The organism is Streptomyces sp. NPDC048603 (assembly GCF_043199475.1).
GTDB lineage: Bacteria > Actinomycetota > Actinomycetes > Streptomycetales > Streptomycetaceae > Streptomyces.
In genome coordinates, this window is the sequence record NZ_JBICVY010000006.1 from 147,137 (window position 1) to 165,331 (window position 18,195).

The 18,195-nt window shown below is 70.3% G+C and carries 17 protein-coding genes; 7 read left to right on the forward strand and 10 right to left on the reverse strand.

The window, feature by feature from the left end:
- Window positions 1-99: 99 nt before the first annotated feature.
- Window positions 100-1,695, reverse strand: a complete 1,596-nt coding sequence (locus ACGFQ9_RS16250; protein ID WP_393574439.1) for an MDR family MFS transporter — start codon at window positions 1,693-1,695, stop codon at window positions 100-102.
- Between the two features lie 125 nt (window positions 1,696-1,820).
- On the opposite strand from ACGFQ9_RS16250, the gene ACGFQ9_RS16255 reads away from it, so the two are divergent.
- Entirely contained in the window at window positions 1,821-2,399 is a 579-nt protein-coding gene (locus ACGFQ9_RS16255) for a TetR/AcrR family transcriptional regulator (RefSeq protein ID WP_393574440.1), read from the forward strand.
- On the opposite strand, the gene ACGFQ9_RS16260 is transcribed toward ACGFQ9_RS16255, so the two are convergent.
- On the reverse strand, window positions 2,396-2,728 hold the full coding sequence (locus tag ACGFQ9_RS16260) for a putative quinol monooxygenase (protein ID WP_393574441.1): 333 nt from the start codon (window positions 2,726-2,728) through the stop codon (window positions 2,396-2,398). The genes ACGFQ9_RS16255 and ACGFQ9_RS16260 overlap by 4 nt on opposite strands.
- Window positions 2,729-2,807: 79 nt before the next feature.
- On the opposite strand from ACGFQ9_RS16260, the gene ACGFQ9_RS16265 reads away from it, so the two are divergent.
- Window positions 2,808-3,122 carry an ArsR/SmtB family transcription factor gene (locus ACGFQ9_RS16265; protein ID WP_393574442.1) on the forward strand — a complete coding sequence of 105 codons (315 nt, stop codon included), beginning with the start codon at window positions 2,808-2,810 and terminating at the stop codon, window positions 3,120-3,122.
- 141 nt (window positions 3,123-3,263) lie between these two features.
- Window positions 3,264-3,905, forward strand: coding sequence for a hypothetical protein (locus ACGFQ9_RS16270; protein ID WP_393574443.1), 642 nt, complete (start codon window positions 3,264-3,266; stop codon window positions 3,903-3,905).
- A 113-nt stretch (window positions 3,906-4,018) separates the two neighbouring features.
- Here ACGFQ9_RS16270 and ACGFQ9_RS16275 read toward each other — a convergent pair whose 3' ends face one another.
- From ACGFQ9_RS16275 to ACGFQ9_RS16285, 3 genes are all read right to left on the reverse strand, one after another.
- On the reverse strand, window positions 4,019-5,035 hold the full coding sequence (locus ACGFQ9_RS16275) for an NADPH:quinone oxidoreductase family protein (protein WP_393574444.1): 1,017 nt from the start codon (window positions 5,033-5,035) through the stop codon (window positions 4,019-4,021).
- A gap of 46 nt (window positions 5,036-5,081) precedes the next feature.
- Entirely contained in the window at window positions 5,082-5,450 is a 369-nt protein-coding gene (locus ACGFQ9_RS16280) for a MerR family transcriptional regulator (protein ID WP_393574445.1), read from the reverse strand.
- Window positions 5,451-5,541: 91 nt separating this feature from the next.
- Entirely contained in the window at window positions 5,542-5,964 is a 423-nt protein-coding gene (locus tag ACGFQ9_RS16285; protein ID WP_393574446.1) for a DUF1348 family protein, read from the reverse strand.
- Window positions 5,965-6,091: 127 nt separating this feature from the next.
- Between ACGFQ9_RS16285 and ACGFQ9_RS16290 the strand changes: the two genes are divergently transcribed.
- Entirely contained in the window at window positions 6,092-6,673 is a 582-nt protein-coding gene (locus ACGFQ9_RS16290) for a TetR/AcrR family transcriptional regulator (protein ID WP_393574447.1), read from the forward strand.
- Between the two features lie 63 nt (window positions 6,674-6,736).
- Here ACGFQ9_RS16290 and ACGFQ9_RS16295 read toward each other — a convergent pair whose 3' ends face one another.
- Entirely contained in the window at window positions 6,737-10,180 is a 3,444-nt protein-coding gene (locus ACGFQ9_RS16295; RefSeq protein WP_393574448.1) for an Ig-like domain-containing protein, read from the reverse strand.
- Window positions 10,181-10,438: 258 nt separating this feature from the next.
- Here ACGFQ9_RS16295 and ACGFQ9_RS16300 point away from each other — a divergent pair, with 258 nt between their 5' ends.
- Entirely contained in the window at window positions 10,439-11,143 is a 705-nt protein-coding gene (locus ACGFQ9_RS16300) for a beta-glucanase (protein ID WP_393574449.1), read from the forward strand.
- Between the two features lie 104 nt (window positions 11,144-11,247).
- Here the strand turns inward: ACGFQ9_RS16300 and ACGFQ9_RS16305 are convergent, their stop codons facing one another.
- A complete protein-coding gene (locus ACGFQ9_RS16305; protein WP_393574450.1) occupies window positions 11,248-12,171 on the reverse strand; it encodes a S1 family serine peptidase in 924 nt (307 codons plus the stop codon).
- Window positions 12,172-12,395: 224 nt separating this feature from the next.
- A complete protein-coding gene (locus ACGFQ9_RS16310; protein ID WP_393574451.1) occupies window positions 12,396-13,139 on the reverse strand; it encodes a TetR/AcrR family transcriptional regulator in 744 nt (247 codons plus the stop codon).
- 128 nt (window positions 13,140-13,267) lie between these two features.
- Between ACGFQ9_RS16310 and ACGFQ9_RS16315 the strand changes: the two genes are divergently transcribed.
- Window positions 13,268-13,990 carry an NAD(P)-dependent oxidoreductase gene (locus tag ACGFQ9_RS16315; protein ID WP_393574452.1) on the forward strand — a complete coding sequence of 241 codons (723 nt, stop codon included), beginning with the start codon at window positions 13,268-13,270 and terminating at the stop codon, window positions 13,988-13,990.
- A 99-nt stretch (window positions 13,991-14,089) separates the two neighbouring features.
- Here ACGFQ9_RS16315 and ACGFQ9_RS16320 read toward each other — a convergent pair whose 3' ends face one another.
- Complete coding sequence (locus ACGFQ9_RS16320; protein WP_393574453.1) at window positions 14,090-15,865, reverse strand: FG-GAP-like repeat-containing protein; 1,776 nt, start codon at window positions 15,863-15,865, stop codon at window positions 14,090-14,092.
- A gap of 171 nt (window positions 15,866-16,036) precedes the next feature.
- Entirely contained in the window at window positions 16,037-17,275 is a 1,239-nt protein-coding gene (locus tag ACGFQ9_RS16325; RefSeq protein ID WP_393574454.1) for an MFS transporter, read from the reverse strand.
- Window positions 17,276-17,399: 124 nt separating this feature from the next.
- Between ACGFQ9_RS16325 and ACGFQ9_RS16330 the strand changes: the two genes are divergently transcribed.
- Entirely contained in the window at window positions 17,400-18,167 is a 768-nt protein-coding gene (locus tag ACGFQ9_RS16330; protein ID WP_393574455.1) for a hypothetical protein, read from the forward strand.
- The last annotated feature ends 28 nt before the right edge of the window (window positions 18,168-18,195 follow it).

The window sequence follows — 18,195 nt, forward strand, 5'->3', positions numbered from 1 at the left end:
CCGTCCGGCGGCCGGGACACTCCGACGGGAACGCGAGGGCCCCCGGTGGATGGATCCACCGGGGGCCGGGGCCGGGCCGGGCGGGGACGCCCCGGGGGCTCAGTGCGCGACGGGCTCCTGGCGCGGCGCGCCGGAGGTCTCCGCGGGGGCCTCGCCGTCCGGGGCGGCGGCGGGGCCGGCCCCGCGCAGCGGGACCTCCTTGACGAACCAGGCGGCCAGGAAGCCGAGCACGGCGACGCCGGCGCCGAGCAGGAAGGCCGAGTGGGTGCCGGCGGCGACCGCGTGCTGGTACGCCTCGCGCATCGCCTCGGGCAGCTTGGCCAGGCTCGCCGCGTCCAGCTGGGCGGAGGCGCCGGTGGCGGCGGCGCCCGCCTCGCCCAGCCGGTCGGTCATGGTGTCCTGCACCCGGCTGGTGAACAGCGAGCCCATCAGCGCGACGCCGAACGAACCGCCGAGCGTGCGGAAGAGGGTGGCCGAGGAGGAGGCGACGCCCATGTCCTTCATCTCGACGCTGTTCTGCGCGACCAGCATGGTGATCTGCATCAGGAAGCCGAGGCCCGCGCCGAGGACGGCCATGTAGACGCCGGAGACCAGCCGTGAGGTGCCGGTGTCCATGGTGGCCAGCAGGTAGAGGCCGACCACCATCAGCGCGCCGCCGGCGATGGGGAACAGCTTGTACTTGCCGCTGTTGGTGGTGATCCGGCCCGCGACCAGGGAGACGGCCATCATGGACAGCAGCATCGGCAGGAGCAGCAGGCCGGAGTTGGTGGCCGAGGCGCCCTGCACGGACTGCTGGAACAGCGGCAGGTAGAGCACGCCGCCGAACATCGCGAAACCGGTCAGGAAGCCGATCACGGACATCAGGGTGAAGTTGCGGCTGCGGAAGATGTGCAGCGGCATGATCGGCTCGGCCGCGCGGGTCTCGGCGTAGAGGAAGGCGGCGAGGGCCGCGATGCCGAGGACCGTGAGGCCGATGATCTCGGCCGAGCCCCAGGCGTACTCGGTGCCGCCCCAGGTGGTGACCAGCACGGTGGAGGTGATCGCGACGGTGAGGAGGGCGGCGCCGAGGTAGTCGATCCGCGGCTTGGCCTTCTCCTTCTTGGGCAGGTGCAGCACCGCCGTGACCATGGCGAGCGCGACCGCGCCGAGCGGCAGGTTGATGTAGAAGGACCAGCGCCAGCCCATGTGGTCGGTGATGGTGCCGCCGACCAGCGGTCCGCCGATCATGGCCAGGGCCATCACGCCGGCCATCATGCCCTGGTACTTGCCGCGCTCACGCGGCGGGATGAGGTCGCCGATGATCGCCATCACGCCGACCATCAGACCGCCGGCGCCCAGGCCCTGGATCGCGCGGAAGCCGATGAGCTGACCCATGTCCTGGGCCATGCCGCTGAGCGCGGATCCGATCAGGAAGATGACGATGGAGGTGAGGAAGGAGCCCTTCCGGCCGTACAGGTCGCCGAGCTTGCCCCAGATGGGGGTGGAGGCGGCGGTGGCCAGGGTGTAGGCGGTCACCACCCAGGAGAGGTGTTCCAGGCCGCCGAGTTCGCCGACGATCGTCGGCATCGCCGTGCCGATGATCATGTTGTCGAGCATCGCGAGCAGCATCGCGATCATGAGTGCGAGCAGCACGACGCGGACACTGCGCGGCTTCACCTCCTCCGCCGAGGCTCCCTTGATCACGGTGTCGCTCATGTCCACTCCCCTGCACCCCACTGCATCGGCCCGCCAGACCCTTACTTGCCGACCGGCTAGTTCACTACACTGGGGAAGGTAGACCCGTAACTAGCCGGGCGTCAAGTAAGTAAATGGGGAGAGCCATGTCCAGCACGCGCCGAGGCAATACGCGCCAGCGCATCCAGGACGTCGCGCTGGAGCTGTTCGCCGAGCAGGGGTACGAGAAGACCTCGCTGCGCGAGATCGCGGAGCGCCTGGAGGTCACGAAGGCGGCGCTCTACTACCACTTCAAGACCAAGGAAGAGATCATCATCAGCATCTTCGAGGACCTGACCAGGCCCATCGACGAGCTGATCGCCTGGGCCGGGACACAGCCCAGAACCCTGGAGACCAAGCAGGAGATCCTGCGCCGGTACAGCGAGGCGCTGTCGTTCGCCTCCCCGCTGTACCGGTTCATGCAGGAGAACCAGGCGACGCTGCGCGAGCTGAGCATCGGCGAGATCTTCAAGCAGCGGATGTTCACGATGGTGGACCTGCTGAGGGCACCCGACGCCCCGATGACCGATCAGGTGCGGTGCGTGAGCGCACTGTTCACCATGCACGCCGGGATGATGTTCCTCCAGCACGTGGAGGGCGACCAGGAGGAGAAGCGGCAGGCCACGCTGTCCGTCGCGATCGACCTCATCACCCAGGCCCACCACACGGACACCGGCAGGGCTTAGGCGCGGAGGTAGGGGCTGATCATGTCGAGGAAGCGGATGTCGAAGTCCGTCTGCAGGTAGTCCATCCGGCGCTCCCAGAACTCCTGCATGCGCGGGAGCGCGAGGTGGGCCTCCAGGTCCGCCTCGGAGCGCCACGCCTCGTAGAAGACGAAGACCCCGGGCTCGGCGCGGTCCTCGTGGAAGTGGTACTCCAGGCAGCCCGGTTCGGCGCGGGTCGGCTCGACGAACGAGGCCAGTACGGCGCGCAGTTCGTCGACGCGCTCGGGCTTGGGGCGGGCGAAGCCGACCAGGGTGAACGGCTGCTCCATGAGGGGGGTCCCCTTCTCCACAGGTAAGATCGTTTTCGTACCTGCCGGACGCTACAAGCCCTCCAGGTACGATGCAAGCCATACCTTGAGGAGATGTCAGATGCCCGACGGCGAGGGTCACCCGGCCCCGGAGGAGATCGAGCTCGGCGCGGTCCTGGCCGCGCTCGCCGACCCGCTGCGCCGCCGCGTGGTGCGGGCTCTGGTGGCCGCGCCGCACGGGGCGGCGCGGACCTGCAGTTCCTTCGACCTTCCCGTCTCGAAGGCCACGACCACCCATCACTTCCGGGTGCTGCGCGAGGCCGGCCTGATACGGCAGGTCAACCGGGGCAACAGCCGGATGGCGAGCCTGCGGCGGGAGGAGATCGAGGGCCGCTTCCCCGGGCTGCTGGCACTGGTGGCGGCCGAACCGGAGTGACGGGCGGCGGGGCGGGGCGGCCGGGAGGCGGCCGGAGAGAAGCGGTAGCACCCGTTCGAGGGATTACGCTCCGTAATCGCCTTGGCTACCTTTGGTGACGTGAGCCGGGAGCTTCCCGGCTCCCGACCAGAGGAGACAGCCATGCGGAAAGCAGCCTTCAAGACCCTGGCACTCGTCGTGACCGCCGCCCTCGCGGGGGCATGGGCGGCGGCCGCGCCCGTCTCGGCCGAACCTCCGCCGGCACCTGAACCGGCGCCGCCCTCGCGCCCGGCCGACCCGGGCCGGGCCCCGCTCGGCCTGGAGGAGATCGTCGGCGAGTGCCGGGAGCGGGGCCGTGCCGCGCTGGGGCTGGGCGCGCCCTGCACGGCGTACTTCACGGAGGGGGACGGTGCGGTCTGGCTGTCCCAGAGGTTCGCCGACCTGGACGCCGAGTACGCCGCCCTGGTGGACGGACTCCGGCGGCGCAACCCCGGGGCGAGGGTGGGCCTGGCGGGATATCCGGCTCTGGCACAGCCACCCGACGGCTGCCCGTCGCTGGAGTACGGGCCGGTGGCCAGAGCCGACCTGCCGTGGCTGGGCTCGCTGGGGAGACGGCTGAACGACCTGATCAGGGACCAAACCGCCCGGCACGGGGCGGACTTCACCGTGCCGGGCGGTGACCATGGGTGGCGGTCGGCCGGATCCGGAGGCCCGTGGCGTGACGGGTGCGATGCTCAGGTGGACCGGACGGGCCCGGCTCTGTTCACCGGTCCGGGCGCCCCGGCCTTTCCCACTATCGGGTGACACCCACCGGCTCGCAACCGGGAGCGAACGGGCCACTACCGGCCGCAGCGCCGGCGGTGCGGGGCGGCGGCTTGCGCCGCTCGACGGCCTTGGCCTGATGACTGCGGCGCGTCCTAGAGCCAGGGATCGAGGGCGAGCTTGCCACGGCTCTGGCCCGCTTCGAGTTGCTGCAGCACTGCCGGCCCTTCGGCCAGGGGATGGACGCGGGGAGTGCCAGGCGGGTAGACGCCCTGGGCGATGAGGGCCTCGATCTCGATGAGCAACGACCGGTACATGGACGGGGCCGCGACCGCCAGTGCACCGATGTGCAAACCCTTCACTTGGACCTGGTGGGTGAAGACCAGGTCGCGTGTGGTGAGGGTGGCGTCGCCGGAAGCGGCGCCGAACACGACGACGCGTCCGGTGAAGGGTTTCGTGACGGACAGGCTGGTCTTGAACGTGGCCTGTCCCACCGATTCCAGGACCAGGTCGATACCGCCGGTCAGGCGGGTAATCTCCCCTGCCAGACCGGGGCGCCGGCTGTCCAGGACTTCATCGGCGCCGAGGGCTTTGACGGTGTCGTGCTTCTCCGGTGAGGCCGTGGCAATCACGCGCGCACCGTAGTGGCGGGCGAGACGAACGGCGGCCTGCCCCACACCTCCGGCAGCGGCATGAATGAGTACTGCCTCACCCGGCTTGATCTCACCCAGCGGCTTCAGTGCCGCCAAGGCGGTGGCCCAGTTGAGCACCAACCCGAGGGCTTCGGCGTCGCTCCAGCCGGACGGCACGGGAAGCACACCCGCGGCCGGCATCGTCATGTACTGCGCGAAGGCGCCCGGGCCGGCTCCGACGACGTGGGTGCCGAGCTGCAGCGGATTCCCGACGTCCGGGCCGACTCCCACGATCTCGCCGGCCGCCTCGAAGCCTGCCACATAGGGGGCCTGCGGTCCTCCGCCGTAGGTTCCATGGGTCTGCATGACGTCAGCGAAGTTGACCCCGGCGGCGCCTACACGGATCAGATACTCGCCGGGCCCGGGGGTGGGGCGCGGCTGATCGGTCGTGAAGGTCAGATCCTTCGGTCCCCGGTGCGTCCGCTGGACCAGTGCTCGTACCGTCTGCTCGGTGGCGTTCTGCCGCTCGTCGATCTCCATGCACCGAACGTAGGGTCCTGACACTTACGGCAAGGTCAAGTAGCGGTCAGAGATCGGCACGGCGGGCGGCCTCTCGCAGGTAGGCGTCGAGCGCCGCCTGCTGGTCGCTGAGAACCGCGATGCGGGCAGCGAGCCGATCGTGATAGCTCTGCACCTCCTGCAGGAACTCTGCGCACACCGCATCCGTGCCGGCACCCGATCCGTCAGTGAGGCGGGGCAGGAGTTCTCTGATCAATCGCACGGGCAGCCCGGACTCCAGCAGCGTGCGGATGACGAGCACCCGGTCGATCGTGGACTGGCAGTAGTCGCGGAACCCGTTGCTGAAACGACCAGGGACGATCAAGCCCTCATCCTCGTAGTGCCGCAACGATCTCGCACTCACACCGCTGACTCTGGAGGCTTCGCCGATCTTCATACCTGGAGGCAACGCCCAGGGGCACCGCAACCTTCCGGGATCCATCCACGATGAGCTGATCAGACGTCAGCAGCCTCATGTCCCGCCACAGCTAGCGGTCGTGGAGGCGGCGGTCGGAGGCTGCGATCGGGATGTCGTTGATGCTGGCCTCGCGGCGGCGCATCAGGCCGTCGTCCGCGAACTCCCACTGCTCGTTGCCGTGGCTGCGCCACCACTGGCCCTCGGCGTCGTGCCACTCGTACTCGAAGCGCACCGAGATGCGGTTGCCGGTGTAGGACCAGAGTTCCTTGCGGAGGCGGTAGTCCAGTTCGCGCTCCCACTTCTCGGTGAGGAAGGCGCGGATCTCCTCGCGGCCCTGGAGGAAGCGTTCACGGTTCCGCCAGCGGGAGTCCTCGGTGTAGGCGAGGGCGACCCGTTCGGGGTCGCGGGTGTTCCAGGCGTCCTCCGCGGCCTGGACCTTGGCACGGGCGGTCTCTTCGGTGAACGGGGGCAACGGCGGGCGGGTCGCGGTCATGGTTCCGTCCCTTCGGCACGAGGGGTGCACGAGGCGCACACGATGCGAGAACGAGCGTTCTCGCCATGGGGTGACGATATGAGAACGAGCGTTCTCCCCGCAAGGGGATTCGGGCTAGGCTGCTGTCATGGACGACGAAGAGGCGAGGACCCGGCTGCTCGACACGGCGGAGGAGCTGTTCTACGCGCACGGGGTCCAGGCCGTCGGCATGGACCGCATCCGCACCGCTTCGGGGGTGCCGCTCAAGCGGCTGTACCGGCTCTTCCCGGCGAAGGAGTCCCTGGTCACCGCGTACCTGGAGCGTCGGGACCGGCGCTGGACGGACTCCCTGCGGGCCGCGGCCACCCGTCCGGCGGAGCCCCGCGAGCGGGTGCTCGCCGTCTTCGACTGGCTCGGGGACTGGTTCACCGAGCCCGGCTTCCGCGGCTGCGCCTTCCTCAACACCTACGGCGAGCTGGGCGCGGCGGCGCCGGATGTGGTGCGGGTCCACAAGACGGAACTCCGCGCTCTGCTGGGGGAGCTGGCGGGTGGAGATCCCGGGCATCCTGGCCATCCCGATCGCTCCGGCCCTTCCGTCCTGGCGGACCAGCTGCTGATCCTGGTCGAGGGGGCCACGGTGGTGGCCTCCCTCTCCCCCGGCCGGGAGCCGGCCCTCCGCGCCCGGGAGACCGCCGAGCTGCTGCTCGCGCACGCGCGCCCGTCCGGGTGAGGACGTGCGCCCCGCCCCGGGTGTGCCGGGGCGGGGCGCAGGTCCTGAGCGGCGGACGGGCCGTCAGCTCTTGGGGTAGGGGTACGGGTAGTGGTGGTGTCCCTCCTTGTCCTTGTGCTTGTGGTCGTCGAGGGTCACGTTCTCGATGTCCGAGAAGTCGATGCGGGTCTTGGTGTCCGTCGCCTTCGGGTACTTGACGAGCACGGAGCCCGAGCCGGACTTGCCGTCGTACTCCTTGTGCAGCACGGCCCTGGGCGAATCGCCGCGCACGATCAGCTCGTCGCCCTTCTCCGGCCGGACCTTGCTCGGGGCTCCGCCGTCGACGGACAGCTGGGCGTCGACCGTGTCCTTGACCCTGATGTCGATCGTGTCCTGCCCGCCGCGCGAGAGGATGCCGATCCGTTCCGTGGTGGCGGTCGTGACACTGAGGCCGAGCAGCGGCTGGAGGGCGGGGGCGCGCAGAAGGGGCAGGGCCTCGACCCGGAGCAGGGTGGCGGTGTCCACCACGGCCCGGATCGTGTCGCCGCGCGTGGTGCCGACGATGGTGACCTCGTCGTCGCCGCCGTCGGGGTCGATCGCCACATCGCCGGCCACGCGGGAGAAGTTCAGCACCTGGTCGGAGTTGGAGCGCACCAGGCGGCCGGCGGCGGGGCCGGTCGGGGTGAACGTGAGGGACTCGTCGCCCGCGCCTCCCCGGACCGCGACGGCGTGGTTGTTCGCGTCGAGGTTGACCACGGGGATGCCGATGATGCCGGCGAAGCCGCCCGGGATGCCCGGGTAGCCGGTCACCCGGCCCTGGGCGATGTCGACCAGGAGGTCCGCGTCGGCACCGGTGAGGGTGAGCGAGTGCTTGGCGATGGTCACCGGGAGGGCCGGCGACTCCGGGCTCACGTTGCCGGCGAGGTCCTCCAGCCGGACGGTGAAGTCGTACCGGCCGTCGTCGAGCGCGTCACTGGCGACCTCGTACGCACCGGCCGAGGTGGCGGTGTCCTTGCCGACCACGGTCGGGCCGACGGCGGACTCGGGGTCGGCGGCCAGCCGCACCAGTGCGTTCGGCTCGACCGGCGAGCCTTCGAAAGCCGGCTTGTCGATGGTGGTGATGTTGTCGATCGGGTTCCCGCCGGTGTCACTGGACGCCAGCAGGTCGGGGGCGGCCGGCCGGGCCGGGGCCACCGTGTCGAGCTGGATCAGCAGGCGGTGCGCGCTCTCCGGGCCGGATCCGACGGTGTGCCCGGTGCCGGGGACACCCGGGTCGTCCGAGGGATCGACGATGATCACCTCGGCGGTGATCAGGTTCTCCCCTTCCGAGAGGACCGGGTCGAGGTCGATCTCGTAGAGGCCGGGCTTGGTGACCGGGTTCACGGGCCGGGCGAAGCCGATGCGCTCGCCGTCGCGTTCCACGGCCACCTTGTAGCCGGGGGCGTCGTCGGCGAGGGTGGTCGTGGCGTTCTGCGGTGACAACGGGATGCCGGCGGCCTTCAGGTCGGCGTCGTCCACCCGGAGGAAGAGCTCAGGCCCGGTGATCCTGGTGACGTCGTCGTTGGCGGACCGGCCGGAGTCGGACTCCTGCTTGAGGTCGAGCCCGAAGGGCTCGGGTGCCTCCCGGTTGATGACGGTGAGGTCGTAGGTGGCCTGTGGCGGGTCGGTCGGTGAGGCGTCACCCGGTCTGGTCGGGTCGGTGATGCCCGCGTCGCTGACCACGAGGAAGTAGGGCTCGTCCTTGACCACCGGGATCGCGAGCCGGCTGAGCGAGCTGCCCGGCCTGGTCGTGGCGCTGGCCCCGGTGGCGACCGGGTTGCCGAACTTGTCGTACGCGCGGACCTGCAGCCCGGAGATCACCTCGTTGAAGTCGATCTCGGCCTGCAGGTGGCCGGTCCTCCGGGGCTCGATCCGGAAGAAGTCGACGTCGGTCGCACTGTGCAGGGTGAGCCGCGGCTTGGTGACCCGGTTGTTCGTGCCGAGCGCGGCGGCGACGGCGGTGTCGATCGACTCGTTCGGTTCGAAGGCGTCGGGGAACGCGCCGAGCACCGAGAACGTGTCGTAGTAGGTGGTCTGCGCGCCGGCGGCCGGGCTGGTGCCCGGAACGGGCGGGGTGGCGTTGCCGGTCCAGCTCGCGTAGCCGATGCCGTCGACCGTCCAGACGCCGTTGTACTCGCCGATGCGCAGTGTCTGCTGGGTGGACGTGGTCACTTGGCCGCAGTTCGCGTTGTTCCCGAAACGGCAGCGGGCGTTGAGATCGGGGTCGAAGGGTGCGTCGCTGATCCTGAAGTCCTGCGACCACGTCAGTCCGCCGTCCCGGCTGGCCGTGCCGTAGAGGTCGAGCAGGAAGTTGTTGTTCCCGTTCGGCCCGGTGCCGCCGTTCCTCGCGCCGCCGCGGTTGTCGTACCAGTGGGCGACGATGTTCCCGTCCTGGTCGATGTGGGCGGTGGGCATGATCGCGAAGGTCTGTCCCGGCCCGTGGTCGACCCTGGTGGGCGTGCCGAAGGTGGCGCCGTTGTCCGTGGAGCGGGCGATGTGGACGTCGGAGTCGTCGCCGGTCCCGAAGGCGTTGTCCGGGTCGTCGTTGGCGAGGACGTAGACGTTGCCGGGGCGGGCGGGGTCGGGCAGCACCCACGGCTGCATCGAGCCCTGGAGCCAGAAGTCCGTTCCCGGGATGTCACCCGCGCCGTCCTGCACGTTGCAGGTGACCGTCGCCTGTCCGGTCCCGAACGCGGTGGTCCGCTGCTGCACGGTCCCGGCCGCGAAGTCGGCGCCGCCGGAGCCGTCGCGGAGGAGCTGGACGGTGCCCTGATTGGCCGCTCCGTCCGCGCCCTCGTTGCAGATGTTGGCGTGGTAGGCGAGGTAGAGGTCGCCGTTCGGGCCGACCGCGGCGTGGGAGGGCCAGGGGTTCCCGTCCGCGGCCACGGACAGGACGGACGGTGCCGACCAGTTCGCTCCGCCGTTCACGGAGCGGGAGAACTGGATCTGCCACGGGGTACCGAGGTGCGTCCAGACGACGTACAGGTTGTCCCGGTAGGGGCTGGTGGGGTTGGCATCGGCCACCAGCCACTGCTTGTCGTGGTTGAACGGGGTGTTGGGGCTGACCTGCACCGGGGTGTAGGTCTGCGTCCCGTTCGTCGTCAGGTCGTTGATCCGGGCGACGCCCACCCCGAAGCGATTGGCCGTGGTGGTGAAGCTCGACGAGAGGTGCGTGACGAACAGCCGCCCCTGCGAGTCGAACGCGAGGGACGGGTCTCCGTTGCAGGGCACGGTGGTCGTCCGCGTGATCGGGAAGCCGTCCTTGCCGAAGTTGTTGTCGATGCGGACCGTGCATCCCCGCATGACGGCGACCTGCGAGGGCCGCCGCGGGTTGGCCGTGGCGTTGTGTGGTTCGAAGCCGGTTTCGAGCGCCTGGTCCTGGCCGGCCCACGCGGGGGCCGGGCCGGTGAGGACCAGGGCCTGCAGTACGAGGAGGATGCTGCTGACGATGGTGAGGGTGCGCCGCTGCCGCATGCGTCCGTTCAGCATGGGTCCCCCTGTCTGGCTCTGCTCATGCCTCTCCTTCCGGTCCCGTAGACCGGCGGGGTGTGCTGTTCGCCAGTGACAATGACAGGACCGCGAGACCCCCGGCGGGCGTTGGCTCACGGGTCACGGGAATTCACCGGGATCCCTTGCAGAAGCACCCGGGCGGAGGAGAAGCCCCTGCTCCCGTGCGCCCCGCCGGTGCCGTCCCTGCGCCCCCCGGGCGCCGGTATCGGGGGTTCCGGTTTCGGGCAGACCTGGGATGTGCTCCAGCGAATAGTGCAGAGGCTCCGCCCCCGCAAGACGACGCAGGCTCCCGTGTTCACCGCCGACTTCGCCTCGGAGAGGCAGTGGGTCGCAGGCCGCTCCTGGGCCTATCCGAACGGCGGCCCGATCAATCCCGGCGACAACAAGTTGGACTATCTGGTCGCGGATCCCTCCTACAGCCGCGACGGTGTCTTCCGGGCCACCCGCCGCCCGGACGGCAAGTGGAACGCCGGCCTGCTCACCACCGAGGGCAGCGCGGAAGGCTTCATGGTGCAGACCGAGGACGTGCTGGAGGCCCGGGTCCGGCTGCCCGGGGAGATCGGCGCCTGGCCGGCCATCTGGACCTGGCGGGACGGGGACCAGGAGATCGACGTCTTCGAGTACCACCCCGACAATCCCGATCTCCTGGAGCTCTCCAACCACGTCCGCCAGGCCGGCCACTACCACCGGGACGCGGCCGCCGTGTCGCCCGGCGGCTGGGTGGACCTCAAGGTGCAGTTCGGGGCCAAGTCGGTGACCTGGTGGGTGAACGGCAAGCGGGTCTTCGACGACCGCAGGGGAGTCGGCCGCCGCTGGCGGGCCTATCTGATCGTGAACCTGTCGGTCAGCGCGGGCCGCTACCACCCCGCCCCGGAGCCGGACTGCGAGGAGATGTCGTACGAGGTGTCCTCGCTGCAGGTGTACCGGACGATGCCGAGGTGATCAGGGGCCGGACAGCGGAGCGGCCCTGCCCGCCCTGACCGGAGAGATCAGGGCGGGCAGGGCCGCCCGGTTGCTGCAGGGAACCGCTCGACTGGTGTCGGCGATTATCGGATCTGCGGCGCCACGGTCTTCGAGTACCAGCTGTACTTCACGAAGACGGGGTAGGAGCCCTTGTCGGTGCAACCCCGGCCGGAGACGAAGGAGTTGATGCCGACGACGCGGCCGTTGACGACCAGCGGACCGCCGGAGTCACCGTTGCAGATGGTGTTGGTGCCCGCGTCGCGGCCGGTGGCCGGCTTGCCCGCGCAGACCATGTGACCCTTGATGTAGGTCGAGCCCCAGAACTTGTTCTTGCAGGTCCAGTCGGACTGGATCGGCAGGTCGACCTTCTTCAGGTTCGGCGACAGCGAGGCGTTGGCGGCGCCGCTGGTGCGGCCCCAGCCGAGGGCGGTGGACTTGGTGCCCGGCTTGTACGACGCCGTGTCGCCGGACCAGGTGGTCTTGATCGGCTTGGCGGCGGTGGCCTTCGACAGCGTGACGACCGCGATGTCGTTGTCGATCTTGGAGGCGTTGTACGCCCCGTGGATCCAGTGCTTGCTGGCGGCGTACATCTTGCCGCCGTAGAGGCCGTTCTGGTCGGCGCGGTGGGTGGCACCGGTGACGACGACGGTCTTCTTCGGGTTCCGGTTGGCCAGGCAGTGCGCGGCCGTCAGGATCTTCTTCGGGCCCACGACGGAGCCGCTGCAGAAGTAGCCACGGCCCTGGTAGTCCTGGGTGAAGATCTGGGCCATGTAGGGGTACTGCTTGATGCTGGCCTGGGCGCCGCCGATGATCAGCGTGTCCTTCTCCGGGCCGGTCGGGTTGGCGGCCGAGTAGGCCTTGACGACGCTCAGCATCTCGGCGTCCGTCATCTCACCGGACGCGGTGGCGGCGTTGGCCGGCGCCGAAACGGCGGCGAGCAGGGCCGCGGAGAACACGGCACCCGCGACGGCGGCCGGACGGCGACCCATGAACTTCTTGAACTGCATTCAGTCTCTCCCCGTAGAGAAGTCGGATCGGACGCGCGCAGGGGAGGCTGTGGAAACGCGGTATTGCGTGGAAACAGTCACTGCACAGCAGCACGGCCCACATCAGATGCGGGCCGTGGTCCCCCGGCGTGTGCGATGTGAAGATCCTATGACATGGGTACGACAACGCCGATCGGATTGAGCGCCGTTATCGACAACCTGTTACAGAGGGCGGACAACCCGGGCTAGCCGTTCTGCGTGAGCCCCAACGAGCGCAGGAGCCCGGCCAGTTCGGCACGGAACAGCTTGTCCGGGCTCACGGTCTGGGTCCGCAGGTGCCCGTAGACCTCCAGGGACACCAGGCCGTGCAGGTGCCCCCAGATCCGCAGGGCCAGGGCCACGGCGGCGGGCGGGAGGCCGGGGAAGGCCGGGCGGACCTTGTCGAGCAGGCCGGGGTCGAAATCGGGCCAGTCGAAGTCACTGTCCGCGTAGAGGGGTTCGGCCTGCGGCCAGGCGGCGTCGGCCAGTCCGGCGAGGCCGGTGCAGACGCGGCGGGCGGCCTCCGGAGCGGCACCCCCCTCGGGTGCCCGGTAGCCGGGCACGGGGTCGCCGTAGACGAGGCGGAAGCCTTCGGGGTTGGCCAGGGCCCAGTCCCGGAAGGCGTGCGCCCACGCCCGGATCCGCTCGGCCGGGCCGTCGACGGGGGCGCAGGCGCCCCAGGCCGCGTCCACGGCATCGGCCAGCGCCGTGTAGACGTCGTTGATCAGCGCGGTGACCAGGTCGTCGCGGGTGGCGAAGTAGCCGTAGATGGCGTTGGCGGTCATGCCCATCTCGCGGGCGATGGCCCGCAGGGTGATGGCGTCGGGCCCGCCGGAGGCCATCAGATCCAGGGCGACCTTCTTGATCTCGGCCGTCGTCTCGGCACGCAGCCGCTCACGGCGCCCACCGGTACGTCCCGTCGTCTTCGCCGCCCTCGTCACGCTCTCCACGCCGTCACCGTACAGCGTCCTGGAAGTGATGCGCGTGCAGTAACTTCACGCCGTATAGTTTTCGCACGGCGTCACGGCTTGGTGTGGCGTCGGCACTGTGCTGCGTTGTCACGACGAAGGGGAGAGTCATGCGCATCGGAGTCATCGGAGCCACCGGGACCATCGGCAGCCGGGTTGTCGCCGAGGCGGTCGACCGGGGACACCAGGTCACGGCCTTCACCCGCGATACCTCGCGGATACGGGAGAGCGAGGAGCGGGCGGGCGGGGAGCGGGCAGAGGTCCTCTGGAAGGAGCTCGACGTCTTCGACGCCGAGGCCGTCGCCGCTGCCCTTCCCGGGCTGGACGTACTGATCAGCGGGTTCCAGCCCGGCAACGCCGCAGCGGACTTCGGCGACACGGTCCGGCGTTCGGTGGCCGACCCCTCGGTCTTCGCCACCGCCGCGCGGGCCTTGCTGAAGGGGCTGGAGAGCCGGCCGCGGACCCGGCTGATCGTGATCGGAGGGGCCGGCAGCCTGGAGGTCGAACCCGGCCTCGTGCACGCCGACTCCGACGAGCACCTGAACGAGAGCCTCGACCGGCTCGGGCTGCCCCGGTCCTACGCGGCGGCGGTGCGCGGCCACCGGGACGCACTGAACGTGCTGCGTACGTCCAACCGGCTCTGGACGTACTTCAGCCCGGCGGAGGACATCGCGCCCGGGGAGCGCACGGGCCGGTTCCGCCTCGGCGGCGACCAGCCGGTGCTCGACGCCGAGGGGCGCAGCCGCATCTCCGTCGAGGACGCGGCCGTAGCGCTCGTGGACGAAGCGGAGCTGCCGCGCTTCGTCCAGCGGCGGTTCACCATCGGCTACTGAGGCGGTGCCGGCGCTCGGCGCCGCGACCGCGACCACGGGGCCGCTCATGCGCGTGCCCCCTGGAAGGGTTCCAGGGGGCACGCGGTGGTGTGCGGAGGGTCAGTTCGTGCAGTTCAGTCCGGCGGCCGGGTTGGTGCAGGTGTTCCGGCCGGAGCCGCCGTCGTTGGTGTTGGTGCCGGTGCCGCCGTTGAGGCTGTCGTTGCCCGCTTCACCGAAGAGGGCGTCGTTCCCGCCGTCCCCGCCGATCGTGTCGTTGCCGTCGCCGCCGAGCAGCTCGTCGTTGCTGTCGTTGCCGTTGATCACGTCGTTGTTGGTGCCGCCCTCGATGCGGTCGTTACCGGTGCCGCCGGTCAGGGTGTCGTTCCCGGGGCCGCCGCAGATGAGGTCATCGCCTCCGGCACCGTTGACGACGTCGTTGCCGCGCAGCGCGAAGATCACGTCGTTGTTCGGGGTGCCGGTGATGAAGTCCTTGCCGTCCGTGCCGGTGATCGTGGCGTCGGCGGTGGCGCAGGTCCTGGCGTTCACGACCTGGTTGACGATGTTGCTGACGGAGGTCTCGTAGGTGGTGCTGCCGCCGTACTCGGCGCTGATGGGGTGGGTTCCGACGGTCAGGGCGTTGGTGGTGAACGTCGCCATGCCCGAGCCGTCGAGTGTGTCGCTGCCCAGGACGGTCGCGCCGTCCTTGAAGGTGACCGTGCCGGTCGGCGTGCCCTCGTTGCCGAACACCGTGGCGGTGAAGGTCACCGAATCGCCGGCCAGGGAGGGGTTGAGCGACGAGGCCAGCGTGGTGGCCGACGCGGCGGCATCCAGCAGCACCGACACGCTGTCGCTGAAGAGGTTGGCGGCGGCCACGTCGGGGCGGGCGTCGCCGTCGAGGTTCCCCACCACCACCCCGGTCGGGAAGGAGCCCACGCCGAAGGGCTGGGGCGCGCCGAACGTGGCGTTCCCGTTGCCCAGCAGCACCGCGACGCTGTTGCTGCCGGCGTTCGCGGTGATCAGATCGAGGTTGCCGTCGCCGTTGATGTCGCCCGCCGTCACCCATCTCGTCAGGCTGCCGGCGTTGTAGGTGACGGGGGCACCGAACGAGCCGGTTCCGGTGCCCACCAGGACCGACACACTGCCGGTGCTGGAGTTCGCGACGGCCAGGTCGAGAACGGCATTGCCGTCGAGGTCGGCCACGACCACCGAGAACGGCTGGTCGCCCGCCGGGAAGTCGGTGGCCGTGCCGAACGTTCCGTCCCCGTTGCCCAGCAGCACCGACACGTTGTCGGCCAGCCGGTTGGAGGAGACGAGGTCGAGGTTGCCGTCTCCGTTGAAGTCTCCCGCCTTCACCGTGAACGCCCCCAGGTCCGCCGGGTAGTTCACGGCGGCCTGGAACGTTCCGTCGCCGTCGCCCAGCAGCACCGACACATCGCCGCCGGGGTCGTTCGCGGTGGCCAGATCGGGGATGCCGTCGGAGTTGAAGTCGCCCGCCTCCACCGAGGTCGGCCCACTGCCCACAGTGGAGTCCAGGGCGGACTGGAACGTTCCGTCCCCGTTGCCCAGCAGCACCGAGACGTTGTCGGCCTGGGAATTCGCGGACACCAGGTCGAGGAGGCCGTCGCCGTTGAAGTCGGCCACCGCCACCGACGCGGACCCGAAGTCCGCGCCGAAGTCCGTCTTCGTGCCGAAGACACCGCTGCCGTTGTTCAGCAGCACCGAGACGTCGCTGCTGGTGAAGTTCGCGGAGGCGATGTCGAGGTCGCCGTCGTCGTCGAAGTCCCCCAGCGCCAGGTTCTGCGGGTTGGTGCCGACGACGTAGTTCACCGCAGGGTGGAACTGCGCGTGGGCCGCCGGAGCGCCGAGCAGCGCGGCGAGGAACATCGCACCGGTCATCCCGGCCAGGAACCGCCTCCGGCGCCGCCACCGGACGGCAGGCTTCGAGCTCCGCATAAGAAACACCGTTCCCCTCGCTGGAAGGACACCACCCGCACAGACGGGGTGCACTCTCTCCCGCGGCGGGGTGCCGGATCCATGTGCCGCCCCCGCGCGCGGGCCGCATTCCACTCAAAGGGAGCCACCGCGCCCCGCCCGCGCGGTGGCCAGGGCAGCGCCCACGGCCACCACCGCCGCGCCGATCAGCGGCAGGGCCAGCCGGTGGTCGACGACGGGGACCAGGGCCGGGCCGATGGCGAGAGCCAGCGCGTTCGGGGCGTAGAGGAGGGCGTTGGCCCCGGCCGCGGCGCGCCCGACGAGTTCGGTGGGCACGTCCTGCTGTACGGCGGTCAGCGCGGCGATGATCACGCAGGGCAGGCCGGCGCCGATGACCACGCTGCAGGCCAGGGCGGTGGCGTCGTACGGCAGGGCACGCAGGGCGACCGCCGTGCCGAAGAGGGTGATGCCGGCGGCCGCGTAGGTGTGGGGCGGGCAGCGGCGCATGAGGGTGCCCGCGAGCAGCCCGGCGGCGATGGAGCCGATGCCCTGGGCGGTGTAGAGGACGCCGAGGAAGGCGGGCGAGTGGTTCAGCCCGTCGTCGACCAGGGCGTAGAGGAAGGAGCTGCCGAGGCCGGCGCCGGCCATGACGGCTCCGGCGGCGAGGGTGAGGGCGCGGAGGTGCGGCCGGTCCCAGAGGGCGCGGACGCCCGCGGCGGTCTCGGCCCACCGGCCGCCGCCGTCCGTGCCGGGATCGCGCACCGGCGCCTTCTCGGTCACCGGCAGCCGGGTGAGGATCCAGGCGGCCAGGAGAAAGCTGACGGCGTCGAGCACCGCCACCCACTGCCCGCCGAACCGCACGCACAGCGCAGCTCCGGCGAGGGGCGCGACGAGCTTCATCCCCTCGTTCGCGGCCATCCGCAGCCCGTTGAAGTCGGCGAGCAGCGCGCGGTCGACGGCCACCGCGATCAGGGCGGCCTCGGCCGCGTCCTGAACGACCCCGCCCACCCCGTACGCCACCAGCACCGCGAAGAGGATCCACAGGTCGTTCGCCGAGTCCACCGCGAGCAGGGACAGCAGCAGCACGGCGAGGCCGAGGTTGACGCCGATCAGCAGGGGTTTGCGCCGTACCCGGTCCGCGATCGTGCCCAGCAGCGGGCCGAAGGGGGTGGCCAGCCACATCGCGAGGAAGGTGAGCGCGGCCAGGCCGTCGGAGCCCGTGAGGGTCTTCACCCACACGCCGGCCGCCAGCCAGAAGGCCGAGGTGCCGAAGCCCGAGACCAGCACGGCACCGAGATAGAGCCGCGCGTTCCGGTCGCGCAGCACGGCCCGCCGCCCGCCCCTGCGCACGGCTCCCGTCTTGTCTTCTGTCACGCGTCTCACCCTGCGGACTGAGGAGCCCCCGCCGGATCGGGCAGCTTCCCTATCCCGGGGCGGGGCGGCGCCTTACCCGCTGCGCGCGTACAACCTCCCGGCGGAGGCGGCGGTCGAACGGGCCGTGATCTCTCCCCAAATCCTCGCCAAGGGCGACGTCTCCACGATCCTCACCCCCGACTCGCTGAAGATCGAACGGTTCAAGGAGCGCAAGAAGATACCCCTCGCCGCCGTGCGTGAGGTCCACCCCGACGGGGACAAGGCCCTCAAGATCGTCCTGACCGACGGTGTCGTCCAACGCATCGAGGGCGGCAACCCGACCGCCACCGGCATGTTCCTCACCGCCCTCGAAGCGGCCCTCCCCGAGGAGCGCGACCCTGCGGGCAGTGCCTTGGTCACCACCGAAGCCACCACCGGCGAAATCAAGATGTGGTGGGTGGTTGCCGGGATCGCGGCCGTCCTGCTCGCCTACGGCGGCTACGTCTACTGGGTCGGCCACACATACGGCGTGGACGAAGGCATGTTCGCCTTCCTCTCGGTGCCCTGGCTGCTCTTCAGCCTGCTGTGCGCCGCCGCTTTCGTCTCCGACATCTCCGACCGGGTGGTGCTCGCCCGGCGGGGCGTCACCGTGCTGGCCGCCCAGAAGTACTACCCGAACGGCAAGCAGTCCGGCTACTACAAGTTCACCGACACCATGGGCAACGAGTATTCGCAGCACGCCCCCCGCCGCTCGACGGAGAACATCCACGTCGTCTACGACCCGCAGCGGCCGAGCCGCCACGCCCCCACGGAGACCCTGCTCATGGTGGTCCTGAAGCGCACCTTCCTCGGGCTGCTCGTCGGCGGGTGCCTCTGGCTGGGCGTGATCGGGATCGTCTACCCCTACCGGTGACCCGCGGCGCCGGTCAGCGCCCGGCCGT